Raw genomic sequence first — 14,319 nt, 5'->3', positions numbered from 1 at the left:
GAATTCGACTCTAGGTCAGCACCTCGCCGGCCCGGCCGGTAACCGCGAATTCGGCCTTGACCTCGACCGGGATGCCGTTGAGCACGCTGTTGCCGGAGAGCTGGTCGAGCACGGTCTCGTCGGTGAGCAGGTTGCTGTTCACCCCCGGGTGGGCGGCGGCCACCGTCATCCTGGTGCCGGCGAGGCCGTGGCCCCAGCCGTGCGGCAGGCTCACCACGCCGGGCATGACCCGGTCGGTGATCTCCACGCGCGCCGACAGCGTGCCCGCCCGCGAGGTGACCCGGGCGTCGCCGCCGTCGGTCAGCGCGAGCCGGTCGGCGTCGGCCGGATGGACCTGCAGCGTGCAGCGGTCCCGGCCTTTCACCAGGGCGGGGACGTTGTGCATCCAGCTGTTGTTCGAGCGCAGGTGGCGCCGGCCGACCAGGACCAGGTCTTCGTGGTCGCGTCCGAGCGCCGCGCGCAGCCGCTCGACGTCGGCCGCGATCGGCTCGCCGTACAGCTCCACCTTGCCGCTGGGGGTCTGCAGCACCTCGGGTAGCCGGGGCTGCAGCGGGCCGAGGTCGACGCCGTGCGGGTTCGCGAGCAGCCGGTCCAGGGAGAGCCCGCCGGGGCTGGCGCCGAACCGGTCGCCGTACGCCCCGGTGCGCAGGGCGACGTCGAGCAGGCGCTCGGCCGGATGGTCCCCACCGACCAGCGCCCGGAGCTCGGTCGCGGCGCGTCCGGTGGCCGCGGCGGCCCGCTGCAGGGCCTGCTCCAGCAGCTGCTCGTGCAGCACCGCCGGGTCGGTGCCCGCGCCCTGGCCGGCGGCGATGAGCGTGAGCCGGGCCAGGATGTCGCACTCGTCCATGCTCGCCGGCTCGGCCGGCAGCACCGGCGGGGAGTACGCGGCGAAGTTGCGCACCGCCAGCGCCAGGAACGAGAAGTCGTAGTGACCCTTGCGGGCGGGGTCGGTCGGTGGCAGCACGACGTCGGCGTGCCGGGTGGTCTCGTTGAGGTACGGGTCGACGCTGACCATGAAGTCGAGCCCGCCGAGCGCCCGGTCCAGCCGGTCGCTGTTCGGCGTCGACAGCACCGGGTTGCCGGCCACCGTCACGAACGCGCGGACCTGCTCGTCGCCGGGCGTCTCGATCTCGTCGGCCAGGGTGGCGACGGGCAGCTCACCCTTGACCTCGGGCAGCCCTCGGACCCGGCTGTGCCACCGGCCGGTCCGGAAGCCCTTGCTGCCGGCGCGCGGGCGCGGGCTCAGGTGCGCGGCCAGCGGGAACATCACGCCGCCGGGCCGGTCCAGGTTGCCGGTGAGCACGTTGACGACGTCGACGAGCCAGCTGGTCAGGGTGCCGAACTCGACCGTGCAGGTGCCGATCCGGCCGTAGACCGCGGCGGTGGGCGCGGCCGCGAGCTCCCGCGCCAGGCCGCGGATTCTTTCCACCGGTACCGCGCAGACCGCGCTCACCCGCTCGGGCGGGAAGGCATCGGCGAGCTCCCGCACCTCGTCGACGCCGGTCACGTGCTCGGCCAGCCCGCCCAGCTCGACCAGTCCCTCGGCGAACAGCGTGTGGACGATGCCGAACAGCAGGAACGCGTCCGTGCCGGGCCGGATGAACAGGTGCTCGTCGGCGTGCTCGGCGGTGCGGGTGCGGCGCGGGTCGACCACCACGAACCGGCCGCCGCGGGCCTGGATCGCCTTGAGCCGCCCCGGGAAGTCGGCCGCGGTGGCCAGGCTGCCGTTGGACTCCCACGGGTTCGCGCCCAGCACCAGCAGCAGGTCGGTGCGGTCGAGGTCGGGCACCGGGATGGTCAGCGGGTTGCCGTAGAGGTAGCCGCAGGACACGTGCTTGGGCATCTGGTCGACGGTGCTGGCGGAGAAGATGTTGCGGGTGCCGAGGGTGCGCAGCAGCGGGGTCAGGTAGAGCCCGCCGGCCATCGTGTGCACGTTCGGGTTGCCCAGGTACAGGGCCACCGCGTGCGGGCCGTACCGGTCGATGATCGGGCGCAGACCCTGCTCGACCGCCTGGAACGCCTCGTCCCAGCTCACCTCGACGTGCTGGTCGCCGCGGCGGACCAGCGGCCGGCGCAGCCGGTCCGGATCGGCGGACAGCTCGCCGAAGGTGGCGCCCTTCGGGCAGAGGAAGCCGTGGCTGAACACGTGCTCGCGGTCGCCGCGGGCGGCGACGATCCGGTCGTCGCGGGTGGTCAGCTCCAGCCCGCAGGCCGCCTCGCACAGCGGGCAGGTCCGAAATGCCGTACGCGTGCCTTCACCGGCCATGTCGATCACCCGTCTCGTGGTTACTGAGCAGTATCCTGCCATGGCGGCGGCCTTCCCCCCAGGCATTGATAGGTATCACTCGGACTGCGAGGATGACGTAGGTGACTGGTGGCGTGGTGGCAACCGTGCAGCGGGCTGTGGTCCCGGCGTTCTCTCTGATGGTGTTGGTGCTGGCCGGAGCGTTGACGGCGACGCCCGCCGCGGCCGCGCCGCCGGACGGCGACCCGGATCATCCCTGGCGGATGCGGCACTGGCCGCAGACCCAGCCGTGGCAGCGCGACCAGCCGGCCGCGCGCCGGGCCGGCGCGGACGCCCCGCAGCCGATCGACCCGCAGAACTACGAGCTGCCGGACACCATGACCTGGAACGACTACCGGTCGGTGCCGGGCACCGACTGGTCGGATCCCGCCGTGCCGGGCTCACAGCGCAATTTCCGCGGCGCCCTGGTGCTCGTGGACTTCCCCAACCAGCCGTTCGTCGTGACCCAGCCGCCGAACTCCACGGTCTTCGGCAATCCGTCCACCGTGCACGATCTGCCGCGGGCCGACGTCCCCGCCTTCTACCGGGACTTCCTGAACAAGCCCGGCGAGCTCAACCAGGGTCACACCATCCACGAGTACTGGATGGAGGACTCCGGCGGTCGCTACGGCATCGGCCTGGGCTCGTTCGGCGTCTACCAGCTGCCGGCCAAGAGCCACGAGTACGGCATCGAGAATTCCATGCAGCGTGGCCTCGGCTGCCCGGCCGGCGACAAGTGCGGCCGTGACCTGCGCGCCGACGCCCGCGCCGCCTGGCTCGCCGACGTCGGCGAGGAGGTGGCCGCCCAGTACGACTTCGTCTTCTACCTGGCCGCCGGGCAGGACGAGTCGTCCACCTGGCAGGAGTTCGGCCAGATGAAGTTCGCCGGCAAGGACAGCGTCTCGGACGCCTTCGGGCCGCCCGACGAGGCGCTGCCGAACTGGAACGCCACCCGGTACGTCGACTGGACCTCCTGGCAGGCCTCGGCCACGGTCTGGCCGAACGCCGCCAACGGCAGCTCGGTGCAGGCGGAGAGCTCGGGCATGTCGACCTACGCGCACGAGTTCAGCCACATCCTGGGCGTGGGGGACAACTACAACAACCCGTACTCGGTGCCCGCGCGGCGCGACTACAGCGGGCCGTGGGAGATGCTCAGCCGGGGCACGTTCAACGGTCCCGGCGGCCCGCACAGCCGCTGGCTCATCCCCGGCACCGCCGGGTCGTCGATGGGCGCCCAGCACATGCTGCGCAACAAGATGAAGCTCGGAATCATCGACGACGCCGCGGTGCTGCGGCTCTCCCGCGAAGCGCTGACCAGCTCGGGAGTCGTCGTGGCGCGGGTGAAGGCCCGCGCTGTCCAGCCCGGCAAGGGGCTGTCGGGGATCAACGTGACGCTGGACGGCGGCGACAGCAGCCCGGCCTGCGACACCGCCGCCGACCCGTACTGCGACGGGGGGAAGTACGACAACTACACGGTCGAGGTGGTCGACCGGATGGGCTTCGACTCGTTCACCCCCGACTCCGGCGTGCTGCTGGCCAAGACCAAGAACGCCGACTCGGCGCCGTTCATCTGGACCGTCGACGCGAACCCGCAGGACATCGACAAGGTCGACTTCGTGCTGCCGGACGGGACCCCGCAGAAGATGACTGTCGGCGACTATCGGCAGCTCTCCGACGCGCTGTTCCACGCCGGCGCCGGCTCGGGCAGCGAGTACGAGTACGTCGACACCGCCAACCGGCTGCACTTCTACGTGCTGGACGTGCGGCGGGACCGGGCCGGCGTGCTGTCGTACACGGTCGCGGTCCGATCCCTGGACGGCGCCGGACCGCAGGCCCGTGGGGTGGCGGCCGGCCCGGCTGTCGCCGCCGTGGCGTCGTCCGGCTGGGCGCGTTGCCGCATCCCGGTGCGCAACACCGGCCGCGCCACCACGACCGCGGGGCCGCTGAGCGCCTACACCGGCTCGGACGTCTACCGCGTGTCGGTCTCGGCCGGTGGCTGGACGTCCTGGCTGCCGCGTGCGGTCACCGACGTCGCGAACGGCCGCACCGCGTCGGTGGACGTCTACGTCAAGCGCCCGGCCGGCGCCCGGGGCACCCGGGTCGCGGTCACCGTCACCTCGGAGAGCAACCCGGCCGCGACGGCCACGACCTCGTGCCGGGTGCGGTGAGCGCTACTCGAAGCGGGCGACGGACAGCAGGGCAAACCCCACAACCGCCAGGGGTACGGCGAGCAGCAGCGCGACCAGGCGGCGCCGCCACGTGTCCACGACCAGCACCGTGAGGAGCACCCCGAGCGCCACGTCGATGAGGGCTGACCAGAGCGGCTCGTCCCCGCCTCGACGGGCGAGCACCGCTGCCTCGGCGAACATGACGGCCGCGGGCATGGCCGAGGCGGCGGTCTGCCACCGTCCCGGGCGCCGCGCGGCGATCCCGGCCCCGCCGAAGACCACTCCGGCGATCACGGCGAAGCCCATCCACACGATGGCCACGGTGTTGTACAGGTTCGACAGGTCGTCGTTCTGGATCACGGCCGCCGCGAGGTAGTAGCTCGGCACGGCGACGACCAGCATGACGACCGCCGCGGCGATACCCCGGGCCCAGTCCCACCGCCCCCAGTACGTGAACAGGAAGCCGGCCACCGCCCACACGGCCAGGGAGTTGCCCAGCCCGCCGAACGGGAACGGCACGTACTTGATCCACACGAAGTCGAGCGCCCCGAGCAGCAGGCCGGCGACGGGCGCCGCCACGGCGGCGTACCGGTTGATCATCACCTCCGGGAGCTTAGGCATCCGGTGGGCCGCGCGGATCGGGCCCTGGACCGGGATCACTGCCCCGTGATCGGCCGAAAGGCCGACCCGGCGGTCGATTCCGGGCCGCCCTGTTCGTCGTAGCGGTATGTCTGATCAGATCCGGCTCAGTGCCGTCACCCTCGACTGTCCCGACCCTCGCGCTCTCGCGGAGTTCTATGCGGCCGTCATCGGCGGCACGGTGACGAGCCTGGACACGCAGTGGGCCACCGTGCAGGGCCCGAACGGCCGCATCGACTTCCAGCGCGTCCCCGGCTACACCCCGCCGGCCTGGCCCGACCCGGCCTCGTCGATCAAGATGCACCTCGACTTCCTCGTCACCGACCGCGCCGCGACCGAGGCCCGGGTGCTGGCCGCCGGCGCGACGAAGTACGAGTTCCAGCCCAACAGCGGGCAGTGCTTCGTCTACGCCGATCCGGCCGGCCACCCCTTCTGCCTCACCACCTGGGACGGGCTGATGCCCTGACGCCTCAGCGCTGCGGGATGCGGCCCTGGGAGACGGCGTTCTCCAGGTCGGCGGCGAAGGCGTCCGGGTCCCGGGTCCGGATGTAGGTCGACACCGCGTCGTAGAAGCCCTCCTGGAACGCCGGGCTCATGGACTCGCCGTGGGTGACCGACAGCAGCACCGGCGCACTCCAGAAGGTCTTCGACGCGTCGCGCTGGTACGGCGGCAGCGCCGACACGTCCACCGTGCGCAGCACCGGGATCGACCCCTTGGCCCGGCTGAACGCCACCTGGACCTCGGGCCGGCTGATCTCGGTCAGGAAGGCGAGGGCGTTCTTGGCGTTCTCCGCCCGGGTCGCGGCGACGAACACGTCGACGACGGCCAGGTAACTGCTGTCCGTGCCGGGGAACGCCACGCCGTTGAAATCGGTGCCTTCCTTGGCGCCGTCGGCGAGGAGCTCGCCGTACGCGGAGTCGTTCATGGATTCGAACGCGCAGCCGCCCGTGGTCAGCTTCTTGGTGGCCGCGTCCCAGGTCAGGCCGCTGGCCTCCGGGTCGGCGTAGGTGAGCAGGCCGCCGAAGGTGCGCAGGGCCGACGCCACCCGCGCGCTGCGCCAGTCGAGCTTGTCGGCGGCCATGTCCCGCCAGCCCTGCACGCCGATGGTGCTGAGCAGCACGTTCTCGAACAGCTCGACGGTGGTGAACGGGTCCTTGCCACCCAGGCACAGCGGCGTGGCCCCAGCCGTCTTCAGCTTCTTGAGGTCGTCCAGGAACGTCGCGAGCGGATAGCCGGCGCTCGGTGGGGTGACGCCGGCCCGGGTGAGCACCGCGGGGTTGAACCACAGGACGTTGCTGCGGTGCGCGCCCGTCGGCACGCCGTACGGTTTGCCGTTGCGGCGTACGGACTGCAGGATCGCCGGTTGCATGGTCGCGTCCAGCCCGCCGGCGGCGTAGACCGACGAGACGTCGCGGACGGCACCGCGTTCGGCGTAGCCCTGCACCGATTTGCCGGCGAAGGTCTGCCACACGTCCGGCGGGTCGCCGCGTTGCAGCCGCTTGGCCAGCGCCACGATGGCCTGGGAGCCGGCGCCCCCGGCCACCGCGCCGTTCACGGCGTCGACGCCGGGATCGCTCCGGCGATATGCGGCCAGGACGGTGTCCAGCGCGGCGGCCTCCGACCCGGAGGTCCACCACGACACGACCTCGAGCTTGCCGGTCTGGGTCGTCGCGCTGGTCGGCTCGTCGTTGCCGCAGCCACTCGCCGCGAGCACGGTCAGCGCGGCCACGGCCGCCAAGGCCCGCCGGGCGTTCATGCCGTCCTCCCCACGCTCGGCCGGGTCCGCAGGTCATACAGCGCGTAGAGCCCGACCACGGCGAAACAGACGGCCGGAACGATGAACGAGAAGGCCGCGCTCGTGCTGTCCACGAGCGTGCCCTGCACCACCGGCATGATGGCCCCGCCCACGATCGCCATCACCAGCCCGGCGGCGCCGAACTTGGTGGCCGGTCCGAGACCCTTGAGGGCGACGCCGTAGATCGTCGGGAACATCAGCGACAGGGAGAACGACAGGCCCACCACCGCGATGACGCCCGCCAGGTTGGGACTCACCATCGCGAAGACGCACAGCACGACGGCCAGCGCGGCGAGCACCGCCAGCACCTTGGTCGCCCGGATCCGGCCGATGACCCACGTCATCAGGAACCGCGAGGCGAGGAAGACCAGCAGGCTCAGCTGCAGGTAGAAGCCGCCCTTCTCCAGGCTGCCGCCGAGCGCCTGCTGGACGTACTGGATCAGGTAGGTCCACGCGCAGACCTGGGCCGCCACGTTGAAGAACTGCGCCACCACGCCGTAGCGGTACTGCTTGTTGCGCCACAGCACGCGGAACAGGCTCCCGACTCCGCCCTCGTGCGGACCGGCGTCGGGGAACTCCTCGACGATCGGCGGGGCCTTCTGGCTGGCGATCGCCACGGCGATGAGCACCAGGACAAAGGCCAGCCCGAGGTACGGCGCCATGACCGCACCCAGCTCACCCGCCCGTATCGTGTGCACCTCGGCCGGGGTCAGCGTCGCGATGTCCACCGGGTCGGCGAGCTTGGGCAGGATCAGCGTCGAGGCCAGCAGGACGCCGATGTTGGTGCCCACCGGGTTGAACGCCTGGGCCAGGTTGAGCCGCCGCGTCGCCGTCTGCTCGGGACCGAGCGAGAGCACGTACGGGTTGGCCGAGGTCTCCAGGATCGAGCAGCCGGCGGCCATCGCGAACAGGGCCACCAGGAAGGCCTCGTACGTCATGATCTTGCTGGCCGGGTAGAACGAGAACGCGCCGATCGCGGCCAGGCCGAGCCCGGTCAGGATGCCGGTCTTGTAGCCGAAGCGCTGGTTGATGAAGGCCGCGGGCAGCGCGAGCAGGAAGTACGCCCCGAAGTAGGCGAGCTGCACGAGCGAGGCCTGGAAGGTGCTCATCTCGAAGATGCGCTTGAATCCGGCCACCATCGGCGTGGTCAGGTCCTGCGCGACGCCCCAGGCGGTGAAGCAGCCGATGAGGGCGATGAACAGCAGCAACATCCCGCGCCCGAGCAGCGGCTGACCGCGAGCGGCCTCGATGTCGTCGGTGATCGGAGCCGGGGCGATACTCGGCATCCGCGAACCTCCGCCCCGGACGGCGACGCCCACCTGGTTGCGGTACGTCACCAGTCCATTACGGCGACGCTACCTCCTCCCTCCATCGATGGGAACCACTGGGTGTAGCGTGCAAGGGCTGAAGGGGTGCGTGGTCATGGAGTTCGACGTCACCATCGAGATCCCCAAGGGAACTCGCAACAAGTACGTGTTCGATCACCGCACCGGCCGGCTCCGGCTGGACCGGACGCTGTTCACCGCCACCCAGTATCCGGCCGATTACGGCTTCATCGACGGCACGTGGACCGCGGAGAAGGATGCCCTCGACGCGCTGGTGCTGGTTCGCGAGCCGACCTTTCCGGGCTGCCTCATCCGGTGCCGGCCGATCGGCATGTTCCGGATGAGTGACGAGCACGGGCCGACGCCGAAGGTCCTGTGCGTGCCGACCGCCGACGTCCGCCTCGCGGAACTGCGCGAGATCACCGATCTCGACCCGTTCCTGCAGCTGGAGATCCAGCACTTCTTCGAGATCTACAAGGCGATCGAGCCGGGCAAGAGCGTCGACGTCGGCGGCGAGCGGTGGGCCGGCCGGGCCGAAGCGGAGGCCCAGGTCACTTCCGCCTTCGGCGGTCAGGAACCGACGTAGGCGAGGGCGAAGCCGACCGTCGGGACGCCGAAGAGCACCGAGATCAGCGCGAGCTTGGTGATGGTCGGGCGGCGGGTGAGGATCGCGTACGCGACCAGCAGCACCGGCGCCATCACCAGTTGCGCCGTCAGGGTGGTCCGGGGCACCAGCACGTCGAGCCACGCGCAGAGGATCGAGATCGCCAGCGCGCCGGCCCACAGGGCGATCCCGAGCCGGTGGGCGAAGCGCGCCCCGAAGCGCACCGCGAACGTGGTGTCCCCGGCGCCCGCGTCGGCGGCCAGATCCGTCACGGTCGTCGGCAGATACAGCGCCGCGGCGAAGAGCAGGCCGATGAGCCCGAACTGCCACGGGAACTCCCACGGCGTACGGGTGATCGCCCATCCCGCCGCCGGCGAGACGACCCCGACGACCAGCGCGTTGACCGCGACGTCCCAGCCGGGCCGCGTCTTGAGCCGCAGCGGCGGCACGCTGTACGCCCAGCCGAGCGCCAGCACCCCGGCAACGCCGAGCACGAACAGCGGCCCCACGAACAGGGCGCTGAGGATCGCGGCGCCGGCGATGCCGTAGTACCACCGCCGTAGCCGGGCGGCCGACACCGCGCCGGTGACCAGGGGAGCGGTGGCCTTGCGCGGGTTGGCGCGGTCGCTGCTCAGGTCGTGCAGGTCGTTCTGGGCCAGCACCGCACCCCAGACGAGCGGGCCGAGCACGAGCAGGGCCACCAGGGCCCGGGCCGTGTCGGCGCGGGCCGGCAGCCAGGCGTGACCGGCCAGCACGGTGCCGAGGTAGGCGGGAACCCAGGAGACCGGCCAGAACCAGGGCCGGGAGACCAGGACGAGCAGCGCGGCGGGACGGTCCAGCACCGTAGTCATACCCGGCATGGTCCACCGTCGTGTCTGTGGGTGCGCTGAGAACCGCCGCGCGTTAATCGGCTGCGGGCGACTGCGGACCGCACCTAGGCTCCGATCGACAACAGTCAGTCCGCGCACGGGGGATGGTCGGCAATGACGAGCCAACTGCACGCGATCTGCTTCCTGGCCGACGAGCCCCGGCGTCTTGCCCGGTTCTGGTCCGAGTTCCTGGGCCGCGAGCTCGTCGACGACGCCCGCGACGGGATCGCCCTGCTGCCCGACGCGGACAACGCGTACCGGATCCGGTTCATCCCGCACGACGAGCCCAAGCGCGGCCAGAACCGGGCCCACTTCGACCTGACCAGCGACTCCGAGCAGGACCAGCAGCAGAAGGTGGCCCGGGCGCTGGAGCTCGGCGCCCGGCACACCGACGTCGGCCAGCTCCCCGAGGAGGGGCACGTGGTGCTGGCCGACCCCGAGGGCAACGAGTTCTGCGTCATCGAGGCGGGCAACAACTTCCTGGCCGGCTGCGGTTTCGTCGGCGCGCTGGCCGGCGACGGCACGCAGGCCGTCGGCTACTTCTGGAGCGCGGCGCTGGACTGGCCGCTGGTCTGGGACCAGGACGAGGAGACGGCGATCCAGTCGCCCGGCGGCGGCACGAAGATCACCTGGGGTGGTCCGCCGCTGATGCCCCGGACCGGCAAGGACCGGCTGCTGCTCGATCTCGCCGTACCGGTCCACGGTGACGGGCCGGCCGAGATCGACCGGCTGATCTCCCTCGGCGCGAAGCGCGTCGAGACCGGCCCGGGCGACGACGGCCGGGTGCTGATGACCGATCCCGACGGCAACGAGTTCACCGTGCGCGGCTGAGCCGGCCGGGTCAGAGGGTCAGCACGATCTTGCCGCGGGCGTGACCGGTCTCGCTCAGCTCGTGAGCGGCGACAGCGTCCTTGAGCGGGAACGCGGCGGCGAGCGGCACGGTGAACCGGCCCTGCTCCGCAAGGGCGGCCGCAGCGGCCAGCCCGTGCAGCGCCTGCGGATCCGCGCCGGGACCGCCCGAGCGGGACAGGTGGACCCCGTACGCCGCGGCGTTCAGATCCGCCACCGTCACCACCCGGTCCGGGCTCCCGGCCAGGTCGACCAGGTCGGGCAACGAGCCGGAGCCGGCGCAGTCCAGCACGGCGTCCACGGCGCCGACGCGGTCGCGCAGGCCCGGCCCGTACGTGGTCGGCGCCGCCCCGAGGCCGGCGATGAAGTCGTGGTTGCGGGCGCTCGCCGTGCCGATGACCGTGGCGCCGCGGGCCACCGCGAGCTGCACGGCGACCGAGCCGACGCCCCCGGCCGCGCCCTCGACCAGCAGGGTCAGGCCGGGGCCGGCGCCCAGCCGGTCGAGGACCCGGGTGGCGGTCTCGACGTTCGCGGCCGCGCCACCGGCCTGCTCCCAGCTCAGCGCGTCCGGCTTGGCCGTCCAGCCGGTCAGGACGGCGTACTCGGCGTTCCCGCCGCCGAGCCGGGCCACGTCGACGACGCCGAAGACCGCGTCACCCGGCCGGACCCCGGTGACCCCCGCGCCGACCTCGTCGACCACTCCGGCGGCGTCGGCGCCGAGCACGTGCGGGAAGGTCAGGGGCATCCAGTCGCGGAACCGGCCGGACCGCAGGTACCAGTCGGCGGGCGTGACCCCTGATGCCTTCACGGCGATCCGGATGTGGCCCGGCCCGGCGTGCGGCTCCGGTGCCTCGGCGACGCGCAGGACTCCGGCCGGGCCGTACTCGCTGAACTGCAGAGCTCTCATGGCCCGGACGCTAGCGGAGCACCCCGTCCACTTAGCTAAAGTGAGACGTATGCCCGAACGGTTGCCTCACACCTTGCGATCCGACGCCCGGGACAACCGCGAGCGGATCCTCTCGGTCGCCCGCAGCACGTTCGCCAGCGCGGGCCTGGACGTGTCGATGCGCGAGATCGCCCGCCGCGCCGAGGTCGGCCCGGCCACCCTCTACCGCCGGTTCCCGACCAAGGAAGCGCTGATCACCGAGGCCTTCACCGAGCAGATGAACGCTTGCACGGTCGCCGTGGAGGAGGGCCTGGCCGACCCGGACCCGTGGCGCGGCTTCTGCCACCTGATCGAGACGGTGTGTGCCCTGCACGCCCGCGACCGGGGGTTCACTGCCGCGTTCATGTCGTCGTTCCCGCACGCAATCGACTTCACCGCGACCCGCGAACGGGCGCTGCTTTCCGTCACCGAGCTGGCCCACCGGGCCAAGGCCGCCGGCAAACTCCGCCCCGACTTCGTCCTCGACGACCTGGCGCTGATCCTCATGGCCAACAGCGGCATCCGGGCCTCGTCGCCGGCCGCCGCGGCCGCCGCGTCCCGCCGCCTCGCCGCGCTGCTGATCCAGGGCTTCTCCGCCGAGCCGGGCCCGCAGCCCCTGCCCCCGGCGGTCCGCCTGCCGCTCATGCCCGTGGCGTGACCCCGTGACGGCATCGGCCCGGACCGCGCTCGCCGTCCCGGGAGCGCTGCCGGCGGCCGCCTGGTCGCTGCTCGGCCGCTTCGGGTTCGCGATGAACAACCTGAGCCTGCTGCTCTATGTCGCGGCCCGGACGGACTCCTACGCCGTGGCGGGGACGATCTCGGCGGCCGGCCTGATCGGCACGGCGGCGGGCATCATCGCGCAGAGCAGACTGCTCGACCGGTACGGAACCACCCGTACCCTGCTGACCTGCACCGCCCCGTACGCGTTGCTGAGCGCCGCCGTGCTCGTCGCGATCGACGCGGGTCTGTCCACCCTGCCGCTGGCCGTCCTGGTCGCCGTGCAGTGCGCGGTGCTGCCGACCGTGCAGGTCGCCTCCCGCGCGATGTGGAGTCACCTCGCCCCGGCCGGTCCGGTCCGCGACGCCGCCTACAGCTACGAGGCGATCAGCTTCGAGATGTGCTGGCTGCTCGGTCCCGCGGTGGCCGCCGTGCTCGCCACCTGGCTGTGGCCCGGATCGGCCCTGCTCATCTCCGTCACGCTGAGCACAGTCCCCGCGGTCGGCTTCGCCCTGACGGCGGCGGCCCGGTCTCACCGCGGCGCGGCCACGCCTTCGGCGGCGGCAGCCCGGTCCGCCGAGGGCCTGCGCGCGGAGGGTCTGGCCGTCCTGCTCGTCGCCACCTGCGCCTTCGGCCTGACCATCGGCTTCGTCGTGGTCGGGGTCACGGCCGGCACCCGGGCCAACGGCGTGCCGCAGCTGGCCGGGGTGCTGCTGGGCCTGTGGTCGATCACGTCCGTGCTGAGCGGGGTGGCCTACCAGCGTGCGCCCTGGCCGCGGGCGCTGCCGGTCCGCCTGCCGGTGCTGATGGCCGCGTTCGGGCTGTTCCTGGTGCTGCCGGCTGTCGTCGGCGGCACCCCGGCCCTGACGGTTGGCGTCGTGCTGGCCGGGGCGACCCTCGTGCCGCAGGTCACCGCGCACAACACCCTGCTCGACGGGCTGGTGCCGCCGCGCCGGCTGTCCGAGGCCTTCGGCTGGATCACCACGGCCATCTTCGCGGCCAACGCGGGTGGCCAGGCGCTGGGCGGGTTTGTGATCGAGCGGTACGGCTACCAGGCGGGCTTCCGTACCGCGGTGGCGTGCGGGGTCGGCCTGGCCGCGGTGGTGTGGGCCGGCCGCCGCCACCTGCTGCCCGACCCCGGTCAGCGAGTCGCGCCGTAGCGGTGGGCGAGGGCGGTGACAGTCGTGGCCATGGCCCGGCGCAGCTCCGCCGGCCCGGTCACTTCCACCTCGGCGCCGAGACGCAGCAGTTCCTGGCAGGCGTGCCGGACGTTCTCGGTCGGGATCGTCGCCGTCACCCAGCCGTCGGCGTCCGGCTCTCCCGCGGACTCGGCGACCGCCCGTACCACCGCGGGGTCGAGCAGGTCGGGCAGCCGGGCCAGGCCGTCGGCGGAGAGCCGGATCGTCGCGGTGCCGGTGAACCGCCGGGCCTCGAACTCGGCGAGGTAGGCCGCCCAGTGCGCCGCCAGGTCGAAGCCGGCCGGCCGCTCGAAGCGCTCGGTGGTGACGGTGACCTCCCGCAACTGGGCGACCCGGTAGGTGGCGGCCCGGGCGGCGTCCCCGGTGGCTGCCACGAGATACCAGGTGCCGGACTTGAGGACCAGCCCGTACGGCCGCAGCCGCCGCTGGACCTCCTGCGGCGCCCGCCACCGCCGGTAGCCCACGTCGACGGCGAGCTGCGCCACGACCGCGTCCATGAGCAGCGTCAGGAACGGCTGGGCCTGCGCCTCGTGATACCAGCCGGGGGCGTCCAGGTGGAACACCGCAGCCGTACGGGCGGCCTGGTCACGCAGCTCGGCCGGCAACGCGGCGAGCAGCTTCAGCCGGGCCGCCGCCACCTCCTCGGCCAGCCCCAGGTCAGCCGCCGGTGCCGGTAACCCGGCCAGGAACAGCGCCCGCGCCTCGCCACCGCTGAGCCCGGTCAGCCGGGTCCGGTAACCCTCGACCAGCCGGTACCCGCCGTGCTGGCCGGTCTCGGCGTACAGCGGCACCCCCGCCGCCTGCAGCCGGGCCAGATCGCGGTACGCCGTGCGTACCGAGATCTCCAGTTCCGCCGCGAGCTGGCCGGCGGACAGCCGGCCGCGGGTCTGCAGCAGCAACAGCATCGACAACAGGCGACCGGCAGGCATGCGCTGATCATGCCG

The 14,319-nt window shown here is 72.4% G+C and carries 13 protein-coding genes; 6 read left to right on the top strand and 7 right to left on the bottom strand.

Features of this window, described 5'->3' with window-relative positions; genetic code table 11:
- Positions 1–10: 10 nt before the first annotated feature.
- Entirely contained in the window at positions 11–2,266 is a 2,256-nt protein-coding gene (locus ACQP2Y_RS32960) for a molybdopterin oxidoreductase family protein (RefSeq protein WP_433719603.1), read from the bottom strand.
- A gap of 101 nt (positions 2,267–2,367) precedes the next feature.
- Between ACQP2Y_RS32960 and ACQP2Y_RS32955 the strand changes: the two genes are divergently transcribed.
- On the top strand, positions 2,368–4,452 hold the full coding sequence (locus ACQP2Y_RS32955) for a M6 family metalloprotease domain-containing protein (RefSeq protein ID WP_433719600.1): 2,085 nt from the start codon (positions 2,368–2,370) through the stop codon (positions 4,450–4,452).
- Positions 4,453–4,455: 3 nt separating this feature from the next.
- Here the strand turns inward: ACQP2Y_RS32955 and ACQP2Y_RS32950 are convergent, their stop codons facing one another.
- A complete protein-coding gene (locus ACQP2Y_RS32950; RefSeq protein WP_433732165.1) occupies positions 4,456–5,052 on the bottom strand; it encodes a DUF6518 family protein in 597 nt (198 codons plus the stop codon).
- A 127-nt stretch (positions 5,053–5,179) separates the two neighbouring features.
- Here ACQP2Y_RS32950 and ACQP2Y_RS32945 point away from each other — a divergent pair, with 127 nt between their 5' ends.
- Complete coding sequence (locus ACQP2Y_RS32945; RefSeq protein WP_433719597.1) at positions 5,180–5,557, top strand: VOC family protein; 378 nt, start codon at positions 5,180–5,182, stop codon at positions 5,555–5,557.
- Between the two features lie 4 nt (positions 5,558–5,561).
- On the opposite strand, the gene ACQP2Y_RS32940 is transcribed toward ACQP2Y_RS32945, so the two are convergent.
- Both ACQP2Y_RS32940 and fucP read right to left on the bottom strand, forming a co-directional pair.
- On the bottom strand, positions 5,562–6,848 hold the full coding sequence (locus ACQP2Y_RS32940; protein WP_433719594.1) for an ABC transporter substrate-binding protein: 1,287 nt from the start codon (positions 6,846–6,848) through the stop codon (positions 5,562–5,564).
- Positions 6,845–8,173, bottom strand: a complete 1,329-nt coding sequence (gene fucP / locus ACQP2Y_RS32935; protein ID WP_433719592.1) for an L-fucose:H+ symporter permease — start codon at positions 8,171–8,173, stop codon at positions 6,845–6,847. Before fucP ends, ACQP2Y_RS32940 begins: the two co-directional genes overlap by 4 nt.
- 136 nt (positions 8,174–8,309) lie before the next feature.
- Between fucP and ACQP2Y_RS32930 the strand changes: the two genes are divergently transcribed.
- The gene (locus ACQP2Y_RS32930; RefSeq protein ID WP_433719589.1) at positions 8,310–8,798 is read left to right on the top strand and encodes an inorganic diphosphatase; all 489 of its coding nucleotides are present in this window, start codon (positions 8,310–8,312) and stop codon (positions 8,796–8,798) included.
- On the opposite strand, the gene ACQP2Y_RS32925 is transcribed toward ACQP2Y_RS32930, so the two are convergent.
- Positions 8,783–9,667 (bottom strand): UbiA prenyltransferase family protein, encoded by an 885-nt coding sequence (locus ACQP2Y_RS32925; protein WP_433719587.1) that lies wholly within the window; start codon positions 9,665–9,667, stop codon positions 8,783–8,785. The two genes, ACQP2Y_RS32930 and ACQP2Y_RS32925, sit on opposite strands and share 16 nt — an antisense overlap.
- A gap of 132 nt (positions 9,668–9,799) precedes the next feature.
- On the opposite strand from ACQP2Y_RS32925, the gene ACQP2Y_RS32920 reads away from it, so the two are divergent.
- Entirely contained in the window at positions 9,800–10,516 is a 717-nt protein-coding gene (locus ACQP2Y_RS32920) for a VOC family protein (RefSeq protein ID WP_433719584.1), read from the top strand.
- A gap of 10 nt (positions 10,517–10,526) precedes the next feature.
- Here ACQP2Y_RS32920 and ACQP2Y_RS32915 read toward each other — a convergent pair whose 3' ends face one another.
- Complete coding sequence (locus ACQP2Y_RS32915; protein WP_433719582.1) at positions 10,527–11,441, bottom strand: NADP-dependent oxidoreductase; 915 nt, start codon at positions 11,439–11,441, stop codon at positions 10,527–10,529.
- 73 nt (positions 11,442–11,514) lie between these two features.
- Here ACQP2Y_RS32915 and ACQP2Y_RS32910 point away from each other — a divergent pair, with 73 nt between their 5' ends.
- Both ACQP2Y_RS32910 and ACQP2Y_RS32905 read left to right on the top strand, forming a co-directional pair.
- A complete protein-coding gene (locus ACQP2Y_RS32910; RefSeq protein WP_433719579.1) occupies positions 11,515–12,117 on the top strand; it encodes a TetR/AcrR family transcriptional regulator in 603 nt (200 codons plus the stop codon).
- Between the two features lie 4 nt (positions 12,118–12,121).
- Complete coding sequence (locus ACQP2Y_RS32905; RefSeq protein WP_433719576.1) at positions 12,122–13,336, top strand: MFS transporter; 1,215 nt, start codon at positions 12,122–12,124, stop codon at positions 13,334–13,336.
- On the opposite strand, the gene ACQP2Y_RS32900 is transcribed toward ACQP2Y_RS32905, so the two are convergent.
- Entirely contained in the window at positions 13,318–14,304 is a 987-nt protein-coding gene (locus ACQP2Y_RS32900; RefSeq protein WP_433719574.1) for a helix-turn-helix transcriptional regulator, read from the bottom strand. The genes ACQP2Y_RS32905 and ACQP2Y_RS32900 overlap by 19 nt on opposite strands.
- Between the last annotated feature and the right edge of the window lie 15 nt (positions 14,305–14,319).

Origin of the sequence: Actinoplanes sp. CA-051413, from assembly GCF_050955795.1 — a bacterium.
Taxonomy (GTDB): Bacteria; Actinomycetota; Actinomycetes; order Mycobacteriales; family Micromonosporaceae; genus Actinoplanes.
The sequence above is the reverse complement of the archived record's forward strand: the minus strand, read 5'-3'. Positions and strand labels throughout refer to the sequence as shown.